This window comes from Mycobacterium sp. UM_CSW, from assembly GCF_000455205.1.
In the GTDB taxonomy this organism is placed as follows: domain Bacteria; phylum Actinomycetota; class Actinomycetes; order Mycobacteriales; family Mycobacteriaceae; genus Mycobacterium.
Map to the genome: position 1 here is coordinate 17,635 of NZ_AUWQ01000021.1, position 15,352 is coordinate 32,986.

General features: G+C 67.7%; 19 protein-coding genes. 12 read left to right on the forward strand and 7 right to left on the reverse strand.

Annotated elements, in window-relative coordinates:
- The first annotated feature begins 1 nt into the window (after position 1).
- The 4 genes from N415_RS09200 to N415_RS09215 are packed head-to-tail and all read left to right on the forward strand — an operon-like array spanning position 2 to position 3,642.
- The gene (locus N415_RS09200; RefSeq protein ID WP_068179966.1) at positions 2 to 766 is read left to right on the forward strand and encodes an SDR family oxidoreductase; all 765 of its coding nucleotides are present in this window, start codon (positions 2 to 4) and stop codon (positions 764 to 766) included.
- 20 nt (positions 767 to 786) lie between these two features.
- Positions 787 to 2,070 (forward strand): acyl-CoA dehydrogenase family protein, encoded by a 1,284-nt coding sequence (locus N415_RS09205; RefSeq protein ID WP_068179968.1) that lies wholly within the window; start codon positions 787 to 789, stop codon positions 2,068 to 2,070.
- Positions 2,051 to 2,671, forward strand: coding sequence for a TetR/AcrR family transcriptional regulator (locus tag N415_RS09210; RefSeq protein WP_068179969.1), 621 nt, complete (start codon positions 2,051 to 2,053; stop codon positions 2,669 to 2,671). The genes N415_RS09205 and N415_RS09210 overlap by 20 nt, the downstream gene beginning before the upstream one ends.
- Positions 2,671 to 3,642: an NADPH:quinone oxidoreductase family protein gene (locus N415_RS09215; protein WP_068179971.1), complete on the forward strand. Its 972-nt coding sequence runs from the start codon at positions 2,671 to 2,673 to the stop codon at positions 3,640 to 3,642. Before N415_RS09210 ends, N415_RS09215 begins: the two co-directional genes overlap by 1 nt.
- 72 nt (positions 3,643 to 3,714) lie before the next feature.
- Here the strand turns inward: N415_RS09215 and N415_RS09220 are convergent, their stop codons facing one another.
- Positions 3,715 to 5,589: an alkyl sulfatase dimerization domain-containing protein gene (locus tag N415_RS09220; RefSeq protein WP_068179973.1), complete on the reverse strand. Its 1,875-nt coding sequence runs from the start codon at positions 5,587 to 5,589 to the stop codon at positions 3,715 to 3,717.
- A gap of 172 nt (positions 5,590 to 5,761) precedes the next feature.
- Here N415_RS09220 and N415_RS09225 point away from each other — a divergent pair, with 172 nt between their 5' ends.
- Entirely contained in the window at positions 5,762 to 6,235 is a 474-nt protein-coding gene (locus N415_RS09225) for a lipoprotein LpqH (protein ID WP_067154823.1), read from the forward strand.
- Positions 6,236 to 6,287: 52 nt separating this feature from the next.
- Here N415_RS09225 and N415_RS09230 read toward each other — a convergent pair whose 3' ends face one another.
- The 5 genes from N415_RS09230 to N415_RS09245 form a co-directional block, all read right to left on the reverse strand.
- Positions 6,288 to 7,805 (reverse strand): HAMP domain-containing sensor histidine kinase, encoded by a 1,518-nt coding sequence (locus N415_RS09230; protein WP_068179976.1) that lies wholly within the window; start codon positions 7,803 to 7,805, stop codon positions 6,288 to 6,290.
- On the reverse strand, positions 7,783 to 8,487 hold the full coding sequence (locus N415_RS09235) for a response regulator transcription factor (protein WP_067154759.1): 705 nt from the start codon (positions 8,485 to 8,487) through the stop codon (positions 7,783 to 7,785). The genes N415_RS09230 and N415_RS09235 overlap by 23 nt, the downstream gene beginning before the upstream one ends.
- Before the next feature lie 147 nt (positions 8,488 to 8,634).
- Positions 8,635 to 8,790, reverse strand: coding sequence for a hypothetical protein (locus N415_RS32205; protein WP_173817459.1), 156 nt, complete (start codon positions 8,788 to 8,790; stop codon positions 8,635 to 8,637).
- A gap of 46 nt (positions 8,791 to 8,836) precedes the next feature.
- Positions 8,837 to 9,082 carry a hypothetical protein gene (locus tag N415_RS09240; RefSeq protein WP_068179979.1) on the reverse strand — a complete coding sequence of 82 codons (246 nt, stop codon included), beginning with the start codon at positions 9,080 to 9,082 and terminating at the stop codon, positions 8,837 to 8,839.
- 90 nt (positions 9,083 to 9,172) lie between these two features.
- Positions 9,173 to 9,583 (reverse strand): MmcQ/YjbR family DNA-binding protein, encoded by a 411-nt coding sequence (locus N415_RS09245; RefSeq protein ID WP_068179983.1) that lies wholly within the window; start codon positions 9,581 to 9,583, stop codon positions 9,173 to 9,175.
- Between the two features lie 99 nt (positions 9,584 to 9,682).
- Between N415_RS09245 and N415_RS09250 the strand changes: the two genes are divergently transcribed.
- On the forward strand, positions 9,683 to 10,519 hold the full coding sequence (locus tag N415_RS09250; protein ID WP_068179986.1) for a hypothetical protein: 837 nt from the start codon (positions 9,683 to 9,685) through the stop codon (positions 10,517 to 10,519).
- A gap of 102 nt (positions 10,520 to 10,621) precedes the next feature.
- Positions 10,622 to 11,011, forward strand: a complete 390-nt coding sequence (locus tag N415_RS32210; protein ID WP_152531304.1) for a hypothetical protein — start codon at positions 10,622 to 10,624, stop codon at positions 11,009 to 11,011.
- Positions 11,012 to 11,052: 41 nt separating this feature from the next.
- On the opposite strand, the gene N415_RS09260 is transcribed toward N415_RS32210, so the two are convergent.
- Positions 11,053 to 11,997: a class I SAM-dependent methyltransferase gene (locus N415_RS09260; protein WP_068179988.1), complete on the reverse strand. Its 945-nt coding sequence runs from the start codon at positions 11,995 to 11,997 to the stop codon at positions 11,053 to 11,055.
- Positions 11,998 to 12,100: 103 nt separating this feature from the next.
- Between N415_RS09260 and N415_RS09265 the strand changes: the two genes are divergently transcribed.
- From N415_RS09265 to N415_RS09285, 5 genes are read left to right on the forward strand one after another with little or no spacing between them, the layout of a single operon-like run.
- Positions 12,101 to 12,448 carry a nuclear transport factor 2 family protein gene (locus tag N415_RS09265; RefSeq protein WP_068179990.1) on the forward strand — a complete coding sequence of 116 codons (348 nt, stop codon included), beginning with the start codon at positions 12,101 to 12,103 and terminating at the stop codon, positions 12,446 to 12,448.
- Positions 12,449 to 12,450: 2 nt separating this feature from the next.
- The gene (locus tag N415_RS09270) at positions 12,451 to 13,485 is read left to right on the forward strand and encodes a phosphotransferase family protein (RefSeq protein ID WP_068179992.1); all 1,035 of its coding nucleotides are present in this window, start codon (positions 12,451 to 12,453) and stop codon (positions 13,483 to 13,485) included.
- Positions 13,486 to 13,504: 19 nt separating this feature from the next.
- A complete protein-coding gene (locus N415_RS09275; protein WP_068179994.1) occupies positions 13,505 to 14,005 on the forward strand; it encodes a hypothetical protein in 501 nt (166 codons plus the stop codon).
- Between the two features lie 38 nt (positions 14,006 to 14,043).
- On the forward strand, positions 14,044 to 14,664 hold the full coding sequence (locus N415_RS09280; RefSeq protein WP_068179997.1) for a hypothetical protein: 621 nt from the start codon (positions 14,044 to 14,046) through the stop codon (positions 14,662 to 14,664).
- A gap of 42 nt (positions 14,665 to 14,706) precedes the next feature.
- Positions 14,707 to 15,249: a GNAT family N-acetyltransferase gene (locus N415_RS09285; protein ID WP_068180001.1), complete on the forward strand. Its 543-nt coding sequence runs from the start codon at positions 14,707 to 14,709 to the stop codon at positions 15,247 to 15,249.
- Positions 15,250 to 15,352 lie beyond the last annotated feature (103 nt).

The window sequence follows — 15,352 nt, forward strand, 5'->3', positions numbered from 1 at the left end:
AATGGGCTATGCGGAGCAGCTTTTCGACCTCACCGACCGGGTGGTGCTGATCACCGGCGGCAGCCGCGGGCTGGGACGTGAGATGGCGTTCGCCGTCGCCCACTGCGGTGCCGACGTCGTGATCGCCAGCCGCAACATGGACAACTGCGTGTCGACCGCCAAGGAGATCGAGTCCGAGACCGGCCGCTCCGCGATGCCCTACCAGGTGCACGTGGGGCGCTGGGACCAACTCGACGGCCTTGTCGAGGCCACCTATGAGCGGTTCGGCAAGGTCGACACGTTGATCAACAACGCGGGCATGTCGCCCTTGTACGACAAGCTGACCGACGTCACCGAGAAGCTCTTCGACGCGGTACTCAATCTGAATCTCAAGGGGCCCTTCCGGTTATCCGCCTTGGTGGGCGAGCAGATGGTCGCAGCCGGGCGCGGATCGATCATCAACGTGAGTACGGCCGGATCGCTGCGGCCGGCCCCCGACATCGTCCCGTACGCCTCGGCCAAGGCGGGCCTGAATGCCATGACCGAGGCGCTGGCGAAGGCGTTCGGACCGGACGTCCGGGTCAACACGCTGATGGCCGGGCCGTTCCTGACCGACGTCAGCAAGGCCTGGAACCTCGAGGCGGCCGAGGGCAAGCCGTTCAGGCACCTGGCGTTGCAGCGCGCCGGCGACCCCCGCGAAATCGTCGGCGCCGCACTGTTTCTGGCGTCCGACGCCTCCAGTTTCACCACCGGTTCGATCCTGCGGGCCGACGGCGGAATTCCGTAACCGCGACTAGGAGAATGCAAATGTCTTGGGACTTTTCCACCGAACCGGAGTTCGAAAAGAAGCTGACCTGGATCCGCGAGTTCGTGCGCGAGGAGGTCGAACCCCTCGAGGTGCTGTTCCCCGGCTGCGAATTCCTGCCGCTCAACGACGAGCGCCGCCGGATCGTCGATCCGCTCAAGCAACAGGTCCGCGACAACGGCCTGTGGGCGCCGCATTTGGGGCCGGAGCTCGGCGGGCAGGGGTTCGGCGCGGTCAAGCTGACGCTGATCAACGAGATCCTCGGGCGCAGCCCGTGGGCGCCGATCGTGTTCGGGACCCAGGCGCCCGACACCGGCAACGCGGAGATCATCGCCCGCTTCGGAACCCAGGACCAAAAGGACCGCTATCTGTCCGGCCTGCTGTCCGGGGAGATCTTTTCCTGCTTCTCGATGACCGAACCGCAGGGCGGCGCGGACCCGCGGGTCTTCACCACCCGCGCGGTCCGCGACGGGGACGACTGGATCATCACCGGGCGAAAGTACTTCTCCTCCAACGCGTCCGTCGCGTCGTTCTTCATCGTCGTCGCGATCACCGACCCCGACGTGCCCGTCCACCAGGGCGCCTCGACGTTCCTCATCCCGGCCGGCACGCCGGGCCTGAATGTCGAGGCCACTCACCACCTCGTCGGCGCCGACCCCCACGAGCCGGGGCATTCCCTGGTTCGATACGACGGGGTTCGGGTGCCGTCGGAGGCGCTGCTCGGCGAACCCGGTCAAGGCTTCCTGATCCTGCAGACCCGCCTGGCCGGCGGCCGGCTGCACCACGCGATGCGCTCGATCGGGATGGCGCAGCGCGCCGTCGAGATGATGTCGCGGCGAGCCAAAAGCCGCTTCACCCAGGGCAGCTCGCTGGCCGACAAGCAGTTGGTGCAGGAGTTCGTCGCCGACTCATATACGGAGCTGATCCCCTTCCGGCTGACCGTGCTGCACGCCGCCTGGCTGATCGACAACGGCGACGAGCGCGCCGCGCGCGCCGAGATCGCCTCCTGCAAGATCCTGGCGTCGCAGGTGTTGAAATCGATTGCGCTGCGGGCGATTCAGGTCCACGGTGCCCTCGGGCTCACCGACCAGCTGCCACTGGTCAACGTGCTGCTCGGCGGCATCGCGCTCGGCCTGGCCGACGGTCCGACCGAGGCGCACAAGGTCAACCTGGCGCGGATGCTGCTCAAGGGCTACGACGCCGAAGAGGGCGATTGGCCGAGCGAGATGCTGGACGTGCGGCTCGAGGCGGCCCGCGCCAAATACGGTGAGCTCGTTGGCCAGTAGCAGGGTCACCGCGGCGGTCGAGCGCGCCCTGGACGACCGCCAGCGCGAGGCGACCGAGGAGGTCGAGCGGATCCTGGCCGCGGCGGTGCGGGTGATGGAACGCGTCGCGCCCGAGGAGCCGCGGGTCAGCGACATCGTCGCCGAGGCCGGCTCGTCGAACAAGGCGTTCTACCGGTATTTCGCCGGCAAGGACGAGCTCATCCTGGCGGTCATGGAGCGCGGCGTGGCCATCGTCGAGTCCTACCTGCAGCACCAGATGGCCAAGGAATCCAGGCCGGAAGACCAGGTCGCGCGCTGGATCGAGGGCACGCTGGCCCAGGTGGCCGACCCTCACCTGATCAGCATGAGCCGCGCGGCGGCCGGGCAGATGTCGGCCCCCAATTGGCGAGTGGCCGACACGGAAATGCTGCGGCCGCTACGGGATCTCCTCATCGAGCCCATCACGGCGCTGGGCAGCACCGACGTCAACCGCGACGTCGAAGCGGTGTTCTCCTGCACCGCGGCGACCATGCGCCGATACGTGGGATCCGCCGACCGCCCCCAGCCCGACGACATCGCACACCTGGTGGGCTTCTGCCTGCGCGGCCTGGGGATCCGGTGATGCGCGCCGTCGTCTGCCGTTCGTATGGCAAACCGGAGGACCTGGTCGTCGAGGACCTCCCCGATCCGGTCCCCGGGCCCGGCCAGCTGCTGGTGCGGGTGCACGCCGCCGCGGTCAACTTCCCCGACGTGCTGCTGATCGCGGGCAAGTATCAGGTGAAGATGCCGGTTCCGTTCGTGCCAGGCAGCGAGCTGGCCGGCGAGGTGGTGGCGGTCGGCGACGGCACCCCGTTTCGCTTGGGGCAGCGTGTCTCCGCGACCACCCCGACCGGCGCGTTCGCCGAGCGGGCGCTGCTCGATTCGAGAGCGGCCGCGCTCATACCCGACGGCGCCGACTTCGCGTCGGCCGCGGCGTTCGGTGTCACCTATCGCACCGCGTATCACGCGCTGCGGTCGATTGTCGAAGTGGCACAGGGTGATTGGGTGGTGGTGCTGGGCGCCGCCGGCGGTGTGGGGCTGGCGGCCGTCGACCTGGCGGTCGCGATGGGCGCCCGAGTGCTGGCAGCCGCGTCGAGTCCCGAAAAACTCGAGCTGTGCCGGCAACGCGGCGCCGAGGCCACCGTCGACTACGACCACGAAGACCTCAAGACCCGCATCCGCGAGCTCACCGGCGACTCCGCCCGGGTGATCCTGGACCCCGTCGGCGGACCGTACGCAGAGCCGGCGCTGCGCGGCCTGGCCCGCGGGGGCAGCTTCATCACCCTCGGCTACGCGTCGGGCACCATCCCGTCCATCCCGCTGAACCTGGTCCTGCTCAAGGGAATCACGATCCGCGGCATGGAGATCCGCACCTTTATGGGCGACCGGCCCGACGACGCCGCGCGCGACATGCGCGAGCTGGAGCAGATGTTCGCCGCCGGCACGGTCCGGCCCTACATCGGCGCGCGCTTCCCGCTTTCCGAGGCCCCGGCCGCACTGCGGCACGTGGCCGAGCGAAAGGTGCTGGGTAAGGTGGTCATCGACGTGACCTGACTTCCGCGAGCAGACGCAGAATCGCACAGGATCGGCGGAATTCATGCGATTCTGCGTCTGCTCGCGAAGTAGCTACGGCGTGACGATGTTGAAAGCCGGGTCGGGCTCGTCGAGCGCGCCGAGGAATGCCTGCAGCGCCGCCTGGTCGCCCGAAACGTCCAGACCGGGCGAGGTGAAGTCGCCCATCGCCGCCGCCAGCAGCCGAAACTTGCTGTCGGCGTTCACCGTAACCGTCGCCGTCGCCGGGTCGGGCGCCACCCGGCGGTGCACGAGGACCCCGTTGCGCAGGCTGAGCCGATAGTTGGCGGCCGCGTCGGCGAACGCGATGTCGACGGCGATGTCGAGGTCCCAGCTGCGCGGCCCGTTGACCCGGATGGCGAGGCTGTCGAAGATCTGCTCGGGTGTTAGCTGAGAAAGCATTGTGGGAGAAGCGACTTGGGCCGCGGTGCCGAAGTTGCCGTCGCGCAGTTCGGCGGCGCCGCTCAGGAAGAAGTTGCGCCATGTGGCGTTCTCCGCGCCGTAGGCCAGCTGTTCCAGCACATCGGAGTACAGCGAGCGGGCGGCAGCGTGCCCGCTGTCGGTGAAGACGGCATGATCGAGTAGCGTTGCCGCCCAACGGAAGTCACCGGCATCGAACGCCGCCTGGGCGAGCTCGACGACCCGGTCGATGCCGCCCATCGCCTCGACGTAGCGGGGCGCGATCGCCTCCGGCGGATGGGGCCACAGCCGCGCCGGGTTGCCGTCGAACCAACCCATGTAGCGCTGGTAGACCGCCTTGACGTTGTGGCTGACCGAGCCGTAGTACCCGTGGGTGTGCCAGGCCCGCTCCAGCGCGGGCGGCATTTGAAACGCCTCGGCGATCTCGGCGCCGGTGTGCCCCTGGTTGAGCAGGCGCAGCGTCTGGTCGTGCAGGTAGGCGTACAGATCGCGTTGCAGCGAAAGGAATTCCACGATGTTCTCCCGGCCCCAGGTGGGCCAGTGGTGGGAGGCGAACACCACGTCGGCGCGATCGGCGAAGGTGTCGATGGCCTCGGTCAAATAGCCCGACCAGGCGTGCGGGTCGCGCACCAGCGCGCCGCGCAGGGTCAGCAGGTTGTGCAGGTTGTGGGTGGCGTTCTCGGCCATGCACAGCGCGCGGAACCGCGGGAAGTAGAAGTGCATTTCGGCCGGCGCCTCGGTGCCGGGCGCCATCTGGAACTCGATCTCCACACCGTCGATGGTGTGTTTCTCACCGGTCGCCCGGATGTCGACGGTAGGGACGATGATGCCGATCTCGCCGGTGGACGCGGCCTGCCCCAGCCCGCAACCCACGTGGGCCCGCGGTCCGCGCGCCAGCATGGAGCCGTACATGTAGGTGGCGCGCCGCGTCATCGCCGGGCCGGCATAGACGTTCTCCTGGACGGCGTGCGCGGTGAAGCCCTCCGGGGCCAGCACCGCCACCGCGCCGCTGTCCACATCGGCTTGCGTGGTGACGCCGAGAACGCCGCCGAAGTGATCGACGTGGCTATGGGTGTAGATCACTGCGACGACGGGACGGTCGCCGCCACGGTGGGTGCGATACAGGTTCAGCGCCGCCGCCGCGACCTCGGTGGATATCAGCGGGTCGATGACGATGACGCCGGTGTCGCCCTCGACGAAGGTGACGTTCGAGATGTCCAGCCCGCGGACCTGGTAGATGCCCGGGACCACCTCGTAGAGCCCATGCTTGGCGGCCAACGTCGATTGGCGCCAAAGGCTCGGATGCACGGACGTCGGCGCGTCGCCGGTGAGGAAGGAGTAAGCGTCGTTGTCCCAAACCACGCGCCCGCCGGCCGCGGTGATGACGCACGGGGATAGCGCCGCGATGAAGCCGCGATCGGCGCTCTCGAAGTCCCTCGTGTCGTCGAACGGCAGGACGTGTTCGCGATGGGCCGACTCGATAAAGGCGACCGGGGGTTTGTGATCCACCGCAACACAGTGCCATTAATGCGCCCTTCGGTGGAAGGACGCGTGCAGAGCTGGTGGGTTAACCGATGCGAAACAATTTCGCCGTACCTCTTTCCTGCGGCACGGCAAACTTGCATACTGCCTTGACGGTTCTCAATGCCGAGGACCGCAACAATCGGGCAAAGGAGAACAGGTGAAGCGTGGACTGACTGTCGCGGTAGCCGGAGCGGCGATTCTGGCCGCAGGCATTTCCGGGTGTTCGAGCAACAAGTCGAGCACGAGCGGTAGTGCGAACGGCACGTCCGTTGCGGTTGCCACCCCCGGAAGCGGCGCGGCAGCGCCGACGGTGACCATCGACGGCAAGAACCAGAACGTAACCGGGTCCGTCGTGTGCACGACGGTCGGCGGCAACACGACCATCGCGGTCGGTGGTGCGGCGACCGGCATCTCCGTCGTGCTCGCCGGTGACAACACGGTGAAGTCCGTCGGGCTCGGCAACGTCAACGGTGTGACCCTCGCGTACGCGCAGGGTTCCGGGCAGGGCAACGCCTCGGCGACCAAGAACGGCAACAGCTACAAGGTCACCGGCACCGCCACCGGGGTCGACATGGCCAACCCGATGCAGCCGGTGAACAAGCCGTTCGAAATCGACGTGACTTGCTCCTAGCCCGGTGACGACGCGGGCCGGAAGGCCCGCTGAGGAGGCGGGCAATCGGGCCTTAGCCCGGTGACGATGCGGGCGGTTGCCACCCGTTGAGTGGCAACCGCACCGTGAACTCGGTGTGACTGGGTGCGCTATCAACCGTGATCGTCCCGTGGTGCGCCTTGACCACCGCGGAGACGATCGCTAATCCGAGCCCGGTGCTGCCGCCTTTGCGCGAGCGCGAGGAATCACCGCGGGCGAACCGCTCGAACACCTCGGACTGCAGCCCCGCCGGAATGCCCGGGCCGTTGTCGATGACCGACAGCACGGTCTGCGTCGGCTCGGTGCTCAACCGGGTCGTCACGACGGTGCCGGGTGCGGTGTGGACCCGGGCGTTGGCCAGCAGGTTGGTCAGCACCTGCTGCAGCCGCGCCGCATCGCCGGTGACGACCACCGGCTCCTCCGGCAGGTCCAGCTCCCACTGGTGATCCGGCCCGGCGACGTGCGCGTCGCTGACGGCATCGACCGCCAGCCGCGACAAATCCACCGGTTGGCGTTCCAGTGGCCGGCCGGAGTCGAGGCGGGCGAGCAACAGCAGGTCCTCGACGAGGCGCGTGATCCGCTCGGTCTCGGACGCCACCCGGCTCATCGCGTGTGCGACGGCCTCGCGGTCGTCACCCATGCGCTGGGTGAGCTCGGTGTAGCCGCGGATCGCGGCCAATGGCGTGCGCAGTTCGTGGCTGGCGTCGGCGACGAACTGGCGTACCCGGGTCTCGCTGGCCTGCCGGGCCGACAGCGCGGCCGCGATGTGGTCGAGCATCCGGTTCAACGCCGACCCGAGCTGACCCACCTCGGTGGACGGATTCGCGTCGGACTCAGCCACCCGCACCGGCAACTCGACCTCGCCGCGGTCCAACGGCAGTTCGACGACCTCGCTCGCGGTTTGCGCGACGCGACGCAGCGGGGCCAGCGCCCGCCGGATGATGACGACGCCGGCAGTGGTCGCGGCGACCAGGGCGATCACCGTGACGATCCCGAGGATGACCAGCATCCGGATCATGGTGGCGTCGATGTTCGACATCGACAGGCCGGTGACGATGACGTCCCCGCCGCTGCGGCTCGGGGCGGCGACGACGCGGTATCGACCGAGTCCGTCCAGTTCGAGCGTCACCGGCTTGCGGCTGCCGGCGATGTGTTCAAGTTGCGTCTGCGCGGCCTGGGTCAACGCGGCCCGCGCGCCGTCGCTGGTCAGGTATCCGGCGTCGACGATCTTGCCGTCGGTGATGACCGCGGCGACCATGCCGGCCGGCTGGCCCGGCGCATCGAGGAACCGCGGGCCGGGACCCGGCCTGGGATAGAAGTGCGACTCGTGGCGCCAGCCCGGGCGTTTCGGTTCGGGGTACATCAGCGCGGAGCGGTACGAGGTCCCCGCGAGCTGCCCGTCGAGCTGCGCGACCAAGTGGTGCAGCAACGCCAGTTCGGTCGCCGCGGTGATGCCGATGCAGACGACGGCGAGCACGACGATCTGGCCGACCAGCAGCCGGAGCCGAAGTGACCAGACCCGCCGCGTCCTAGCGGGCCGGCTTGAGGACATAGCCCGCGCCGCGCAGCGTGTGGATCATGGGTTCACGACCGTTGTCGATCTTCTTGCGCAGGTAGGAAATGTAGAGCTCGACGATGTTCGACCGCCCGCCGAAGTCGTAACTCCACACCCGGTCCAGGATTTGGGCCTTGCTCAGCACCCGCTTGGAGTTGCGCATCATGAACCGCAGCAGCTCGAACTCGGTGGAGGTCAACGAGATTGGTTCGCCCGCGCGGGTCACCTCGTGGCTGTCCTCGTCCAGCACCAGGTCCCCGACCACCAGCTGCGCGCCGCTGTCCACGGTCGTCACTCCGGTGCGACGAAGCAGCGCCCGGAGCCGCAGCACGACCTCTTCGATGCTGAAGGGCTTGGTCACATAGTCGTCGCCGCCGGCGGTCAGGCCCGCGATGCGGTCCTCGACGGCGTCCTTGGCCGTCAGCAGCAGCACCGGCAGCTGCGGATTGTCCTCGCGCAGCTTGTGCAGCACGTCCAGGCCGCTCATGTCGGGCAGCATCACGTCGAGCACGACGACGTCGGGTCGCTGGGCCCTGGCCGCGGCGATCGCCGATGCGCCGTCGCCTGCGGTGGAGATGGTCCAGCCCTCGTATCGCAGCGCCATGGAGACCATTTCGGCCAGCACCGCTTCGTCGTCAACGACGAGGACATTGATCGGGTTGCCGTCCGCGCGGCACATGACAACCCGCTCTACCGAGGCCCGGGACTGCGTCACAAGTTCCAGTATCCGCGCCGGGCTGAGGCAACGCTATGGCGTTCCTTTGCGTCACCTGTGAAAAGATCGCGTGACTGTCGGGCAGTCACGCGATCCGGTTTCACGGGGTGCCTAGTACCAATACCGCCTGCCGGCGACCGGCCGGCCGACGGAGCCCATGATCCACAGCACCGCGCCGATGACGAGCACGACGATGCCGATCTCCCACAACAGCGGGAGGCTAAACACAAACCCGAGAATGAGTAGCACTACGCCGAGGATGATCATGACAACTTCCTTTTTGTGAGGGGTCTACGTTATTTCGTGGCCGTTTCTAGACCACCGCTAGACCACTGGGCATTGAACTGGGCTGCGGGACATGGCAATCCTTAACTTTGGGATTGACGCCCGCATAATTCAGGGGACCGGCGATAACCGTCAACGCAATGTTTCCCGCGGTGACACAATTCGTTGCGCCGCCCTTGAAGTAGTCGCGCTGAAAAGCCGCGAAGACTCCGATGAGCAACCAGATCAGGACAATCCCGCCGATCACTCCGCGACCACCCATGGTGACCTCCATTGTGTTCGAGAAAAAATCTCGTGGACCTAGCGTTACCCGTTGGACTTGCGTCTAAACGTGGTCCGCGCCGAGGCCTTAACGCGCCCGTTATCAGGAATGGTCGGCGAGCCAGGCCTCGGCGCGTCGCCTCGAGGCGCGGGAGAGCCACGCGTCCTGAATCAGCTCCGCGAGTTCGGTCCTGGTGATCTCGGCCAGTCGGCCGGCCCGCACCAGCACCGAGGGATGCCCGTCGAAATGGCTTGTGGTGAAGAACGGCGACGCGGGATCCTGGACGAGCGCGAGCTTGTCGCTCTCCGACTCCACCCACAGCATGATCACGTCGGCGTAGCGTTCACCGGTGTCCGGATCCGTCGCGTCGGGCTGTGGGGTGCGGAAGAACACGAACGACTTCCCGCCGACCTGATAGATCGGGTTGCCCTTCGGGCCCTCCAAGCGCTTGACGTGTGGCATCGACATGGCGATCCGATGCACGTCACTGACCCGGGCCGGCCGCTCAGCCATAACCGCGAGATTACCGCGGTCGGTAGCATGGCGAGTGGGGTTGCGGTGAAGGGGGATTGAGATGGATCGCGCTCGGCTGAGCTCTCGAGGCGATGCGCCGTGACCGACACCCTGTTCGCCGACGTCTCGGAATTCCAAGTGCCCGTGGACGATTCCTATCCGTACCCGGTGCTTTCCATCCGCGTGTGCGACGGCACGTATCGAGATCACAACTTCGCGGCGAATTACGCGTGGATGCGCGCGGCTCTGGACAGCGGGCGCCTGACCTTCGGGATCGTCTACACCTATGTGCGGCCGAACTGGTTGGACAATGCCAACACCGTGCGCTCCATGATCGATGCCGCGGGCGGATTGCACCCGCGGGTCGCGCTGATGCTCGACGTGGAGGCCGGCGGCAACCCACCCGGTGACGGCTCGAGCTGGATCAACAGCCTGTACTGGAACCTGGCCGACTACGCCGGGTCCCCGGCGCGAATCATCGGCTACGCCAACGCCTATGACTTCTACAACATGTGGCGCACGCGGCCCCCGGGCGTACGCGTCATCGCGGCCGGCTACGGGTCCGACCCGGACCTTCCGGGTCAAGTCGCGCACCAGTACACCGACGGCACGGGCTACAGCCCCAACCTGCCGCAGGGGTGCCCACCGTTCGGCCATTGCGACATGAATTCCGCCGACGGGCTGACACCGCAGGATTTCGCCGCCGCGTGCGGCATCAGTACGAACGGAGGATGGTTGATGGCGCTCACCGACGACGAACAAGCCGAACTGCTGAGCAAGGTTCGCGACATCTGGGACCAGCTGCGAGGGCCCGGCGGCGCGGGCTGGCCGCAACTCGGTCAGAACAGCGAAGGTCAGGACCTGACGCCCGTCGACGCGATCGCGGCGATCAAGCGCGACGTGGAAAGCTCGGCGGGCGTGCAGGCTTCGCAATAGCCGCCCCTCGCTGCACGGCGCTTCCGAGTAACCCGAGGTCCTATCCCACGGAGAGTCGTTCCCATCCAAGGGTGCGCACCGACCAGGAGGGTTACCACCGTTATGCGCCAGCCTCATCGCTCGCTCGCTGCGCTGCCGGCCGTCGCCGCGACGGCTGCGGCCGTCGCGTTGGCCTCCGGCTGCTCCCACTCCGATTCGACGGCCCAACGCCCACCGTCGAGCACCGTCGGTTCGGACGCCACCACGAGTCAGCCCTTGCCTGACGCCGGCGAGGAAGTCCTGTTCGAGCGCAACATCAAACCGCTCTTCCGGGCGGACGACCGCGACTCGATGAAGTGGGCGTTCGACCTGTGGTCCTATAACGACGTCAAGGCTCACGCGGCGGCCATCGTCCAACGCCTTCGCGATGGCTCGATGCCATGCGACGGGGCCTGGCCGGCCCAAAAAGTCGACGTCTTTCAGCGCTGGATCGACTCCGGCATGTCCCCCTAGCAGTTGACCATGAAAGCCGTTGGCGCTCAACGGGATCGCGGTCAGCCCGCTCGCCGCTGCGCGGACACGTAGAGGGTGGGCGGCATAACGTTCCCCCCGTCCTGCGGAATGGTGCGGCCGTAGCGGGCCATCAGCTCCGCGAAGGTCGCCGTGGACACGTCCCAGCCGTGCTCGCGCAGCCAGCCGTCGACGGGCGTGCGCTCCTCGGGGTACCAGAGGTCGTCGAAGTCGGTGATCTCGGTGTCGACCAGCCTGGCCGCCGCGGCCCGCATCCGCTGCATGTCCTCGCGCTGTCGCCGAACGAGCTCAGGGTCGGTGAAGCCCTCGCCGGGGACGTTGGAGGCGAGCCAACTACCCTGCGCGCTGAGCGCATGGATGCGCTCGAACAGCAGGTCCTGGGCCTGCGCCGGCAGATAACGGACCAGGCCCTCGGCCGACCACACCGCCGGGCGCGACGCGTCGAACCCGGCTTCCTGCAACGCCTTTGGCCAGTCCTGACGCAGATCGATCGCCACGTTCACCAGTCGCGCATTCGGTTGCGCGCCGTGCTCACGCAACGTGTTGGACTTGAACTCCAGCACCTTGGGCTGGTCCAGCTCGTACACGACAGTGCCGTCGGGCCAGGGCAGCCGCCAGGTGCGCGCGTCCAGGCCGGCAGCCAGGATCACCACCTGGCGAACGCCGGCGTCGGCCGCGCCCATGAAGAACTCGTCGAAAAACGCTGTGCGCGTGGCCATGAAGTCGATCATCAGCTGAATCCGCGACCGCACCTCCGGTTCGAGCTCAACCGCCTTGGCGAGCCGCTCGGGGTCGGCGTAGATGCTCCACATCCCCTCGCCCGCCGCATCGACGAACACCCGCGCGAACGGGTCCTTGATGAGGGGGTTCTCGCTCTCGGTCTCGGCGGCACGCGCCGCCGCGACGCCCAGCGCGGTGGCTCCCACGCTTTGGGTGATGTCCCAGGAATCGTTGTCGGTACGCGGCATCGCGGTTTCCCTTCCCAGCCTCAAGTTCGTTAGTTGCCCACACTATTGTTCCAGGACTCCGGCCCCGCCGGCAGCCCACCGCCGGTGACCTACGCTTCTTCCCATGACGCGTACGCCGCAGGAGATATTTGCCCACCACGGGCAGGCGCTCGGCGCAGGCGACCTGGACGGGATCGTCGCCGACTACACCGAGGATTCCGTGGTCATCACCCCGCCCGGCGTCGCGCGCGGCCGGGATGGGATTCGCGGTGTCTTCGCAAAATTGCTCGACGACCTGCCCGATGCGGCATGGGATCTCAAGAACCAGGTCTTCGAGGGCGACGTGCTGTTCCTGGAGTGGGCGGCCGATTCACCGCTCAACCGGGTCGACGACGGCGTCGATACGTTCGTGTTTCGCGACGGCATGATCTGGGCGCAGACCATTCGCTACACCCCGCGGCCCAAGGGCTGAACGTGGAGCCCGTCAACCTCGAGGCAGTAGCGGAATGGATGTCCGGGCAGGGGCTCGGTGAGGGTCCGCTGGAGGACGTCGCCACCGTCACCGGGGGCACCCAGAACGTCATGCTGCGATTCACCCGGGCCGGGCGCCCGTACGTGTTGCGGCGCGGACCGCGGCATCTGCGCCCGCGCAGCAACAGCGTGATCCTGCGCGAGACGAAAGTCCTTGCGGCGCTGGCCGGTTCCGATGTGCCGCATCCGCACCTGATCGCCACCTGCGACGACACCAGCGTGCTGGGCGACGCCGTCTTCTACCTGATGGAGCCGGTCGACGGGTTCAACGCCGGCGAGGGCCTACCGCCTTTGCACGCGGGCGACGCCAGCGTTCGGTTCGGGATGGGCCTGTCGATGGCCGACGCGCTGGCGAGGCTCGGCGCCGTCGACCACGTGGCCGTCGGGCTCGCCGACTTCGGCAAGCCGGACGGGTTCCTGGAGCGGCAGGTGCCGCGCTGGCTTTCCGAGTTGAACTCTTACAGCGAGTACGACGGCTACCCCGGGCCCGACATCCCGGGGATCGAGGAAGTCTCGGCCTGGCTGGAGCGCCGGCGACCGAAGACCTGGACCCCCGGCATCATGCACGGCGACTACCACGCCGCCAACGTGATGTTTTCCCGCACCGGGCCCGAGGTGGTCGCCATCGTCGACTGGGAGATGTGCACGATCGGTGACCCGCTGCTGGACCTGGGCTGGCTGCTGGCGACCTGGCGCCAGCCCGACGGCTCCAGCGTGTTCAGCCACGCCCTCGGCGGCCAGGACGGGCTGGCCAGCACCGACGACCTTTTCCAGCGGTACGCCGCCAACACCACCCGCGACCTGTCGAATATCACCTGGTACACCGTGCTGGCCTGCTTCAAGCTCGGCATCGTGATCGAGGGGACGCTGGCCCGGGCCTGCGCGGGCAAGGCCGAAAAAGCGGTCGGCGATCAGCTGCACGCCGCCACGGTGCACCTGTTCGAGCGGGCGCTGACGCTTATCGGCGACCAATCCTGACCCACTAACATCTCCCTTCGTGCCGCCCTACCCCGAGAACCCCGACTTCTACTCCGAGCCGACGCAGGCCGCCTACGGCGGCTATTACGACGAACCCGCCGCTCAGCCGCCCGAGCCGCCGACTCCCTGGTACCGCCGCCCGGCGGCGCTGGTCGGAGCCGGTGCTCTCGGGGTGATCGTGCTCGGCCTCGCGGCGTACGCGGTGGTCAAGCTGGTGGCCGGTTCGCCGTCGCCGGCCCCGACCACCACTACGACGACACCGGCTCCGACCACCACCGCTTCGGCGGCGACCACCACGACGGAGCCGCCGCACCACCACGGCGGCGGCGGTGGCGCGCCGACCCAGACCGTCACCGAGACCGCCCCGCCGGCGAGCACCGACACGGGAACCCCAAGCACCGACACTCCGACGACGACGGTTCCGCCGACCACGGTCACCGTTTCGCCGAGCACCGAAACCAGCACGGTGACCCAGACCGTGACCATCCCGCCGCGTCGGCCGTTTCAACCGCGCCCATAACCGGGACACGTTGGGGGCCACGGGGCTAGCCTCCATGCGTGGACGTCGGGGAATCGGTCAGGCGCTCGCTTGACCATTGGGAGCACCGCGATTGGGACGCGGCAATGCTGCACGCCGGCAACGCGGTTGACGGCACCTCGAAGAAGCGCTATGCGCAGCAGGGCGTCGCGAGCCGGTTCAAGCGCACGATCCGGGACTCGCTGGACATCTTTCAGGTGATGGCCGCTCCCAGCATCGATTTCGATCAGAGCCGCTTTCCCATCGCGGTGAAATCGGACCTGCCCGACGGCCGTCCCGACATCGCCGACGTCCTGTACGGCGTGCATCGTTGGAACCACGGCCACGAGGACGAACTGCCCGAGGGTTTCGAACTGACCCCGCATGGACCCCGCCCCCCGGGAGTGCAGATCTGGCGAACCGGGAGGATCCAGCTTCCCGCTTCGACGGTGATCGGATTGTTGGCCGTCGCGGTGTTCTCCCCCGAGAACAAGGGCGAGGACATCCCCGATGGGTACCAGCTCAGCTGGTACCAGTACGTCTTTCACGTCTGCATGTGGTGGGGTTGGCAGGACCATTTTCGCGAGATCATCGCCACCGCCCAGATCCCGCGGACGACTCTCGACTTCGCCGAATTCTGGGACGACTGGTCGCCGGTGTAGCGGCCAAAGTCGCTCGCCTGCAAGCAGTGACAGACTGCTTACATGCAAACGAGCATCGGCCTGGTGCGCCCGGCTTCCGCGCACGACGCGGCCGCCTGCGTCGCGATCTACCGTCCTTACGTGCTGGAGACGGCGATCAGCTGGGAGCTCGAAGTCCCGAGCGAAGCCGAGATGGCGGCGCGGATCACCGCCGCCCGCAAGACCCACGAGTGGCTCGTCCTCGAACGCGACGATCGGGTTCTCGGATTCGCCTTCGGACACACGCTCAATCGCCTGCCCTCCTACCGGTGGACGGCCGAGACCGGACTCTATGTCCATCCGGACCACCACCGCGCCGGCGTCGGCCGCGCGCTCTATACCCGGCTACTGCACCGGCTCGCGGAACGCGGCTACCGGCAGGCCCTCGCCGGCATCACCCAACCCAACGAGGCGAGCAACCGTTTCCATCGATCCTTCGGGTTCGAAGGGGCCGGGCTGTACCGGCGCGTCGAATGGAAACACGGCCGCTGGCACGACGTCGCGTGGATGCAGCTCGATCTGGCCGGTTCGGCCGACACGGAAGCGCCGCCCGGCCCGATCGTCTGAGCCGGGGGCGCCTTTACCGAATGAAAAGAGTTAGCGGCTAGCGACCGCCGGCGCCACCGCCGAGGCGACCGCCAGCGCCACCGCCCACGCGGCCACCCGCGCC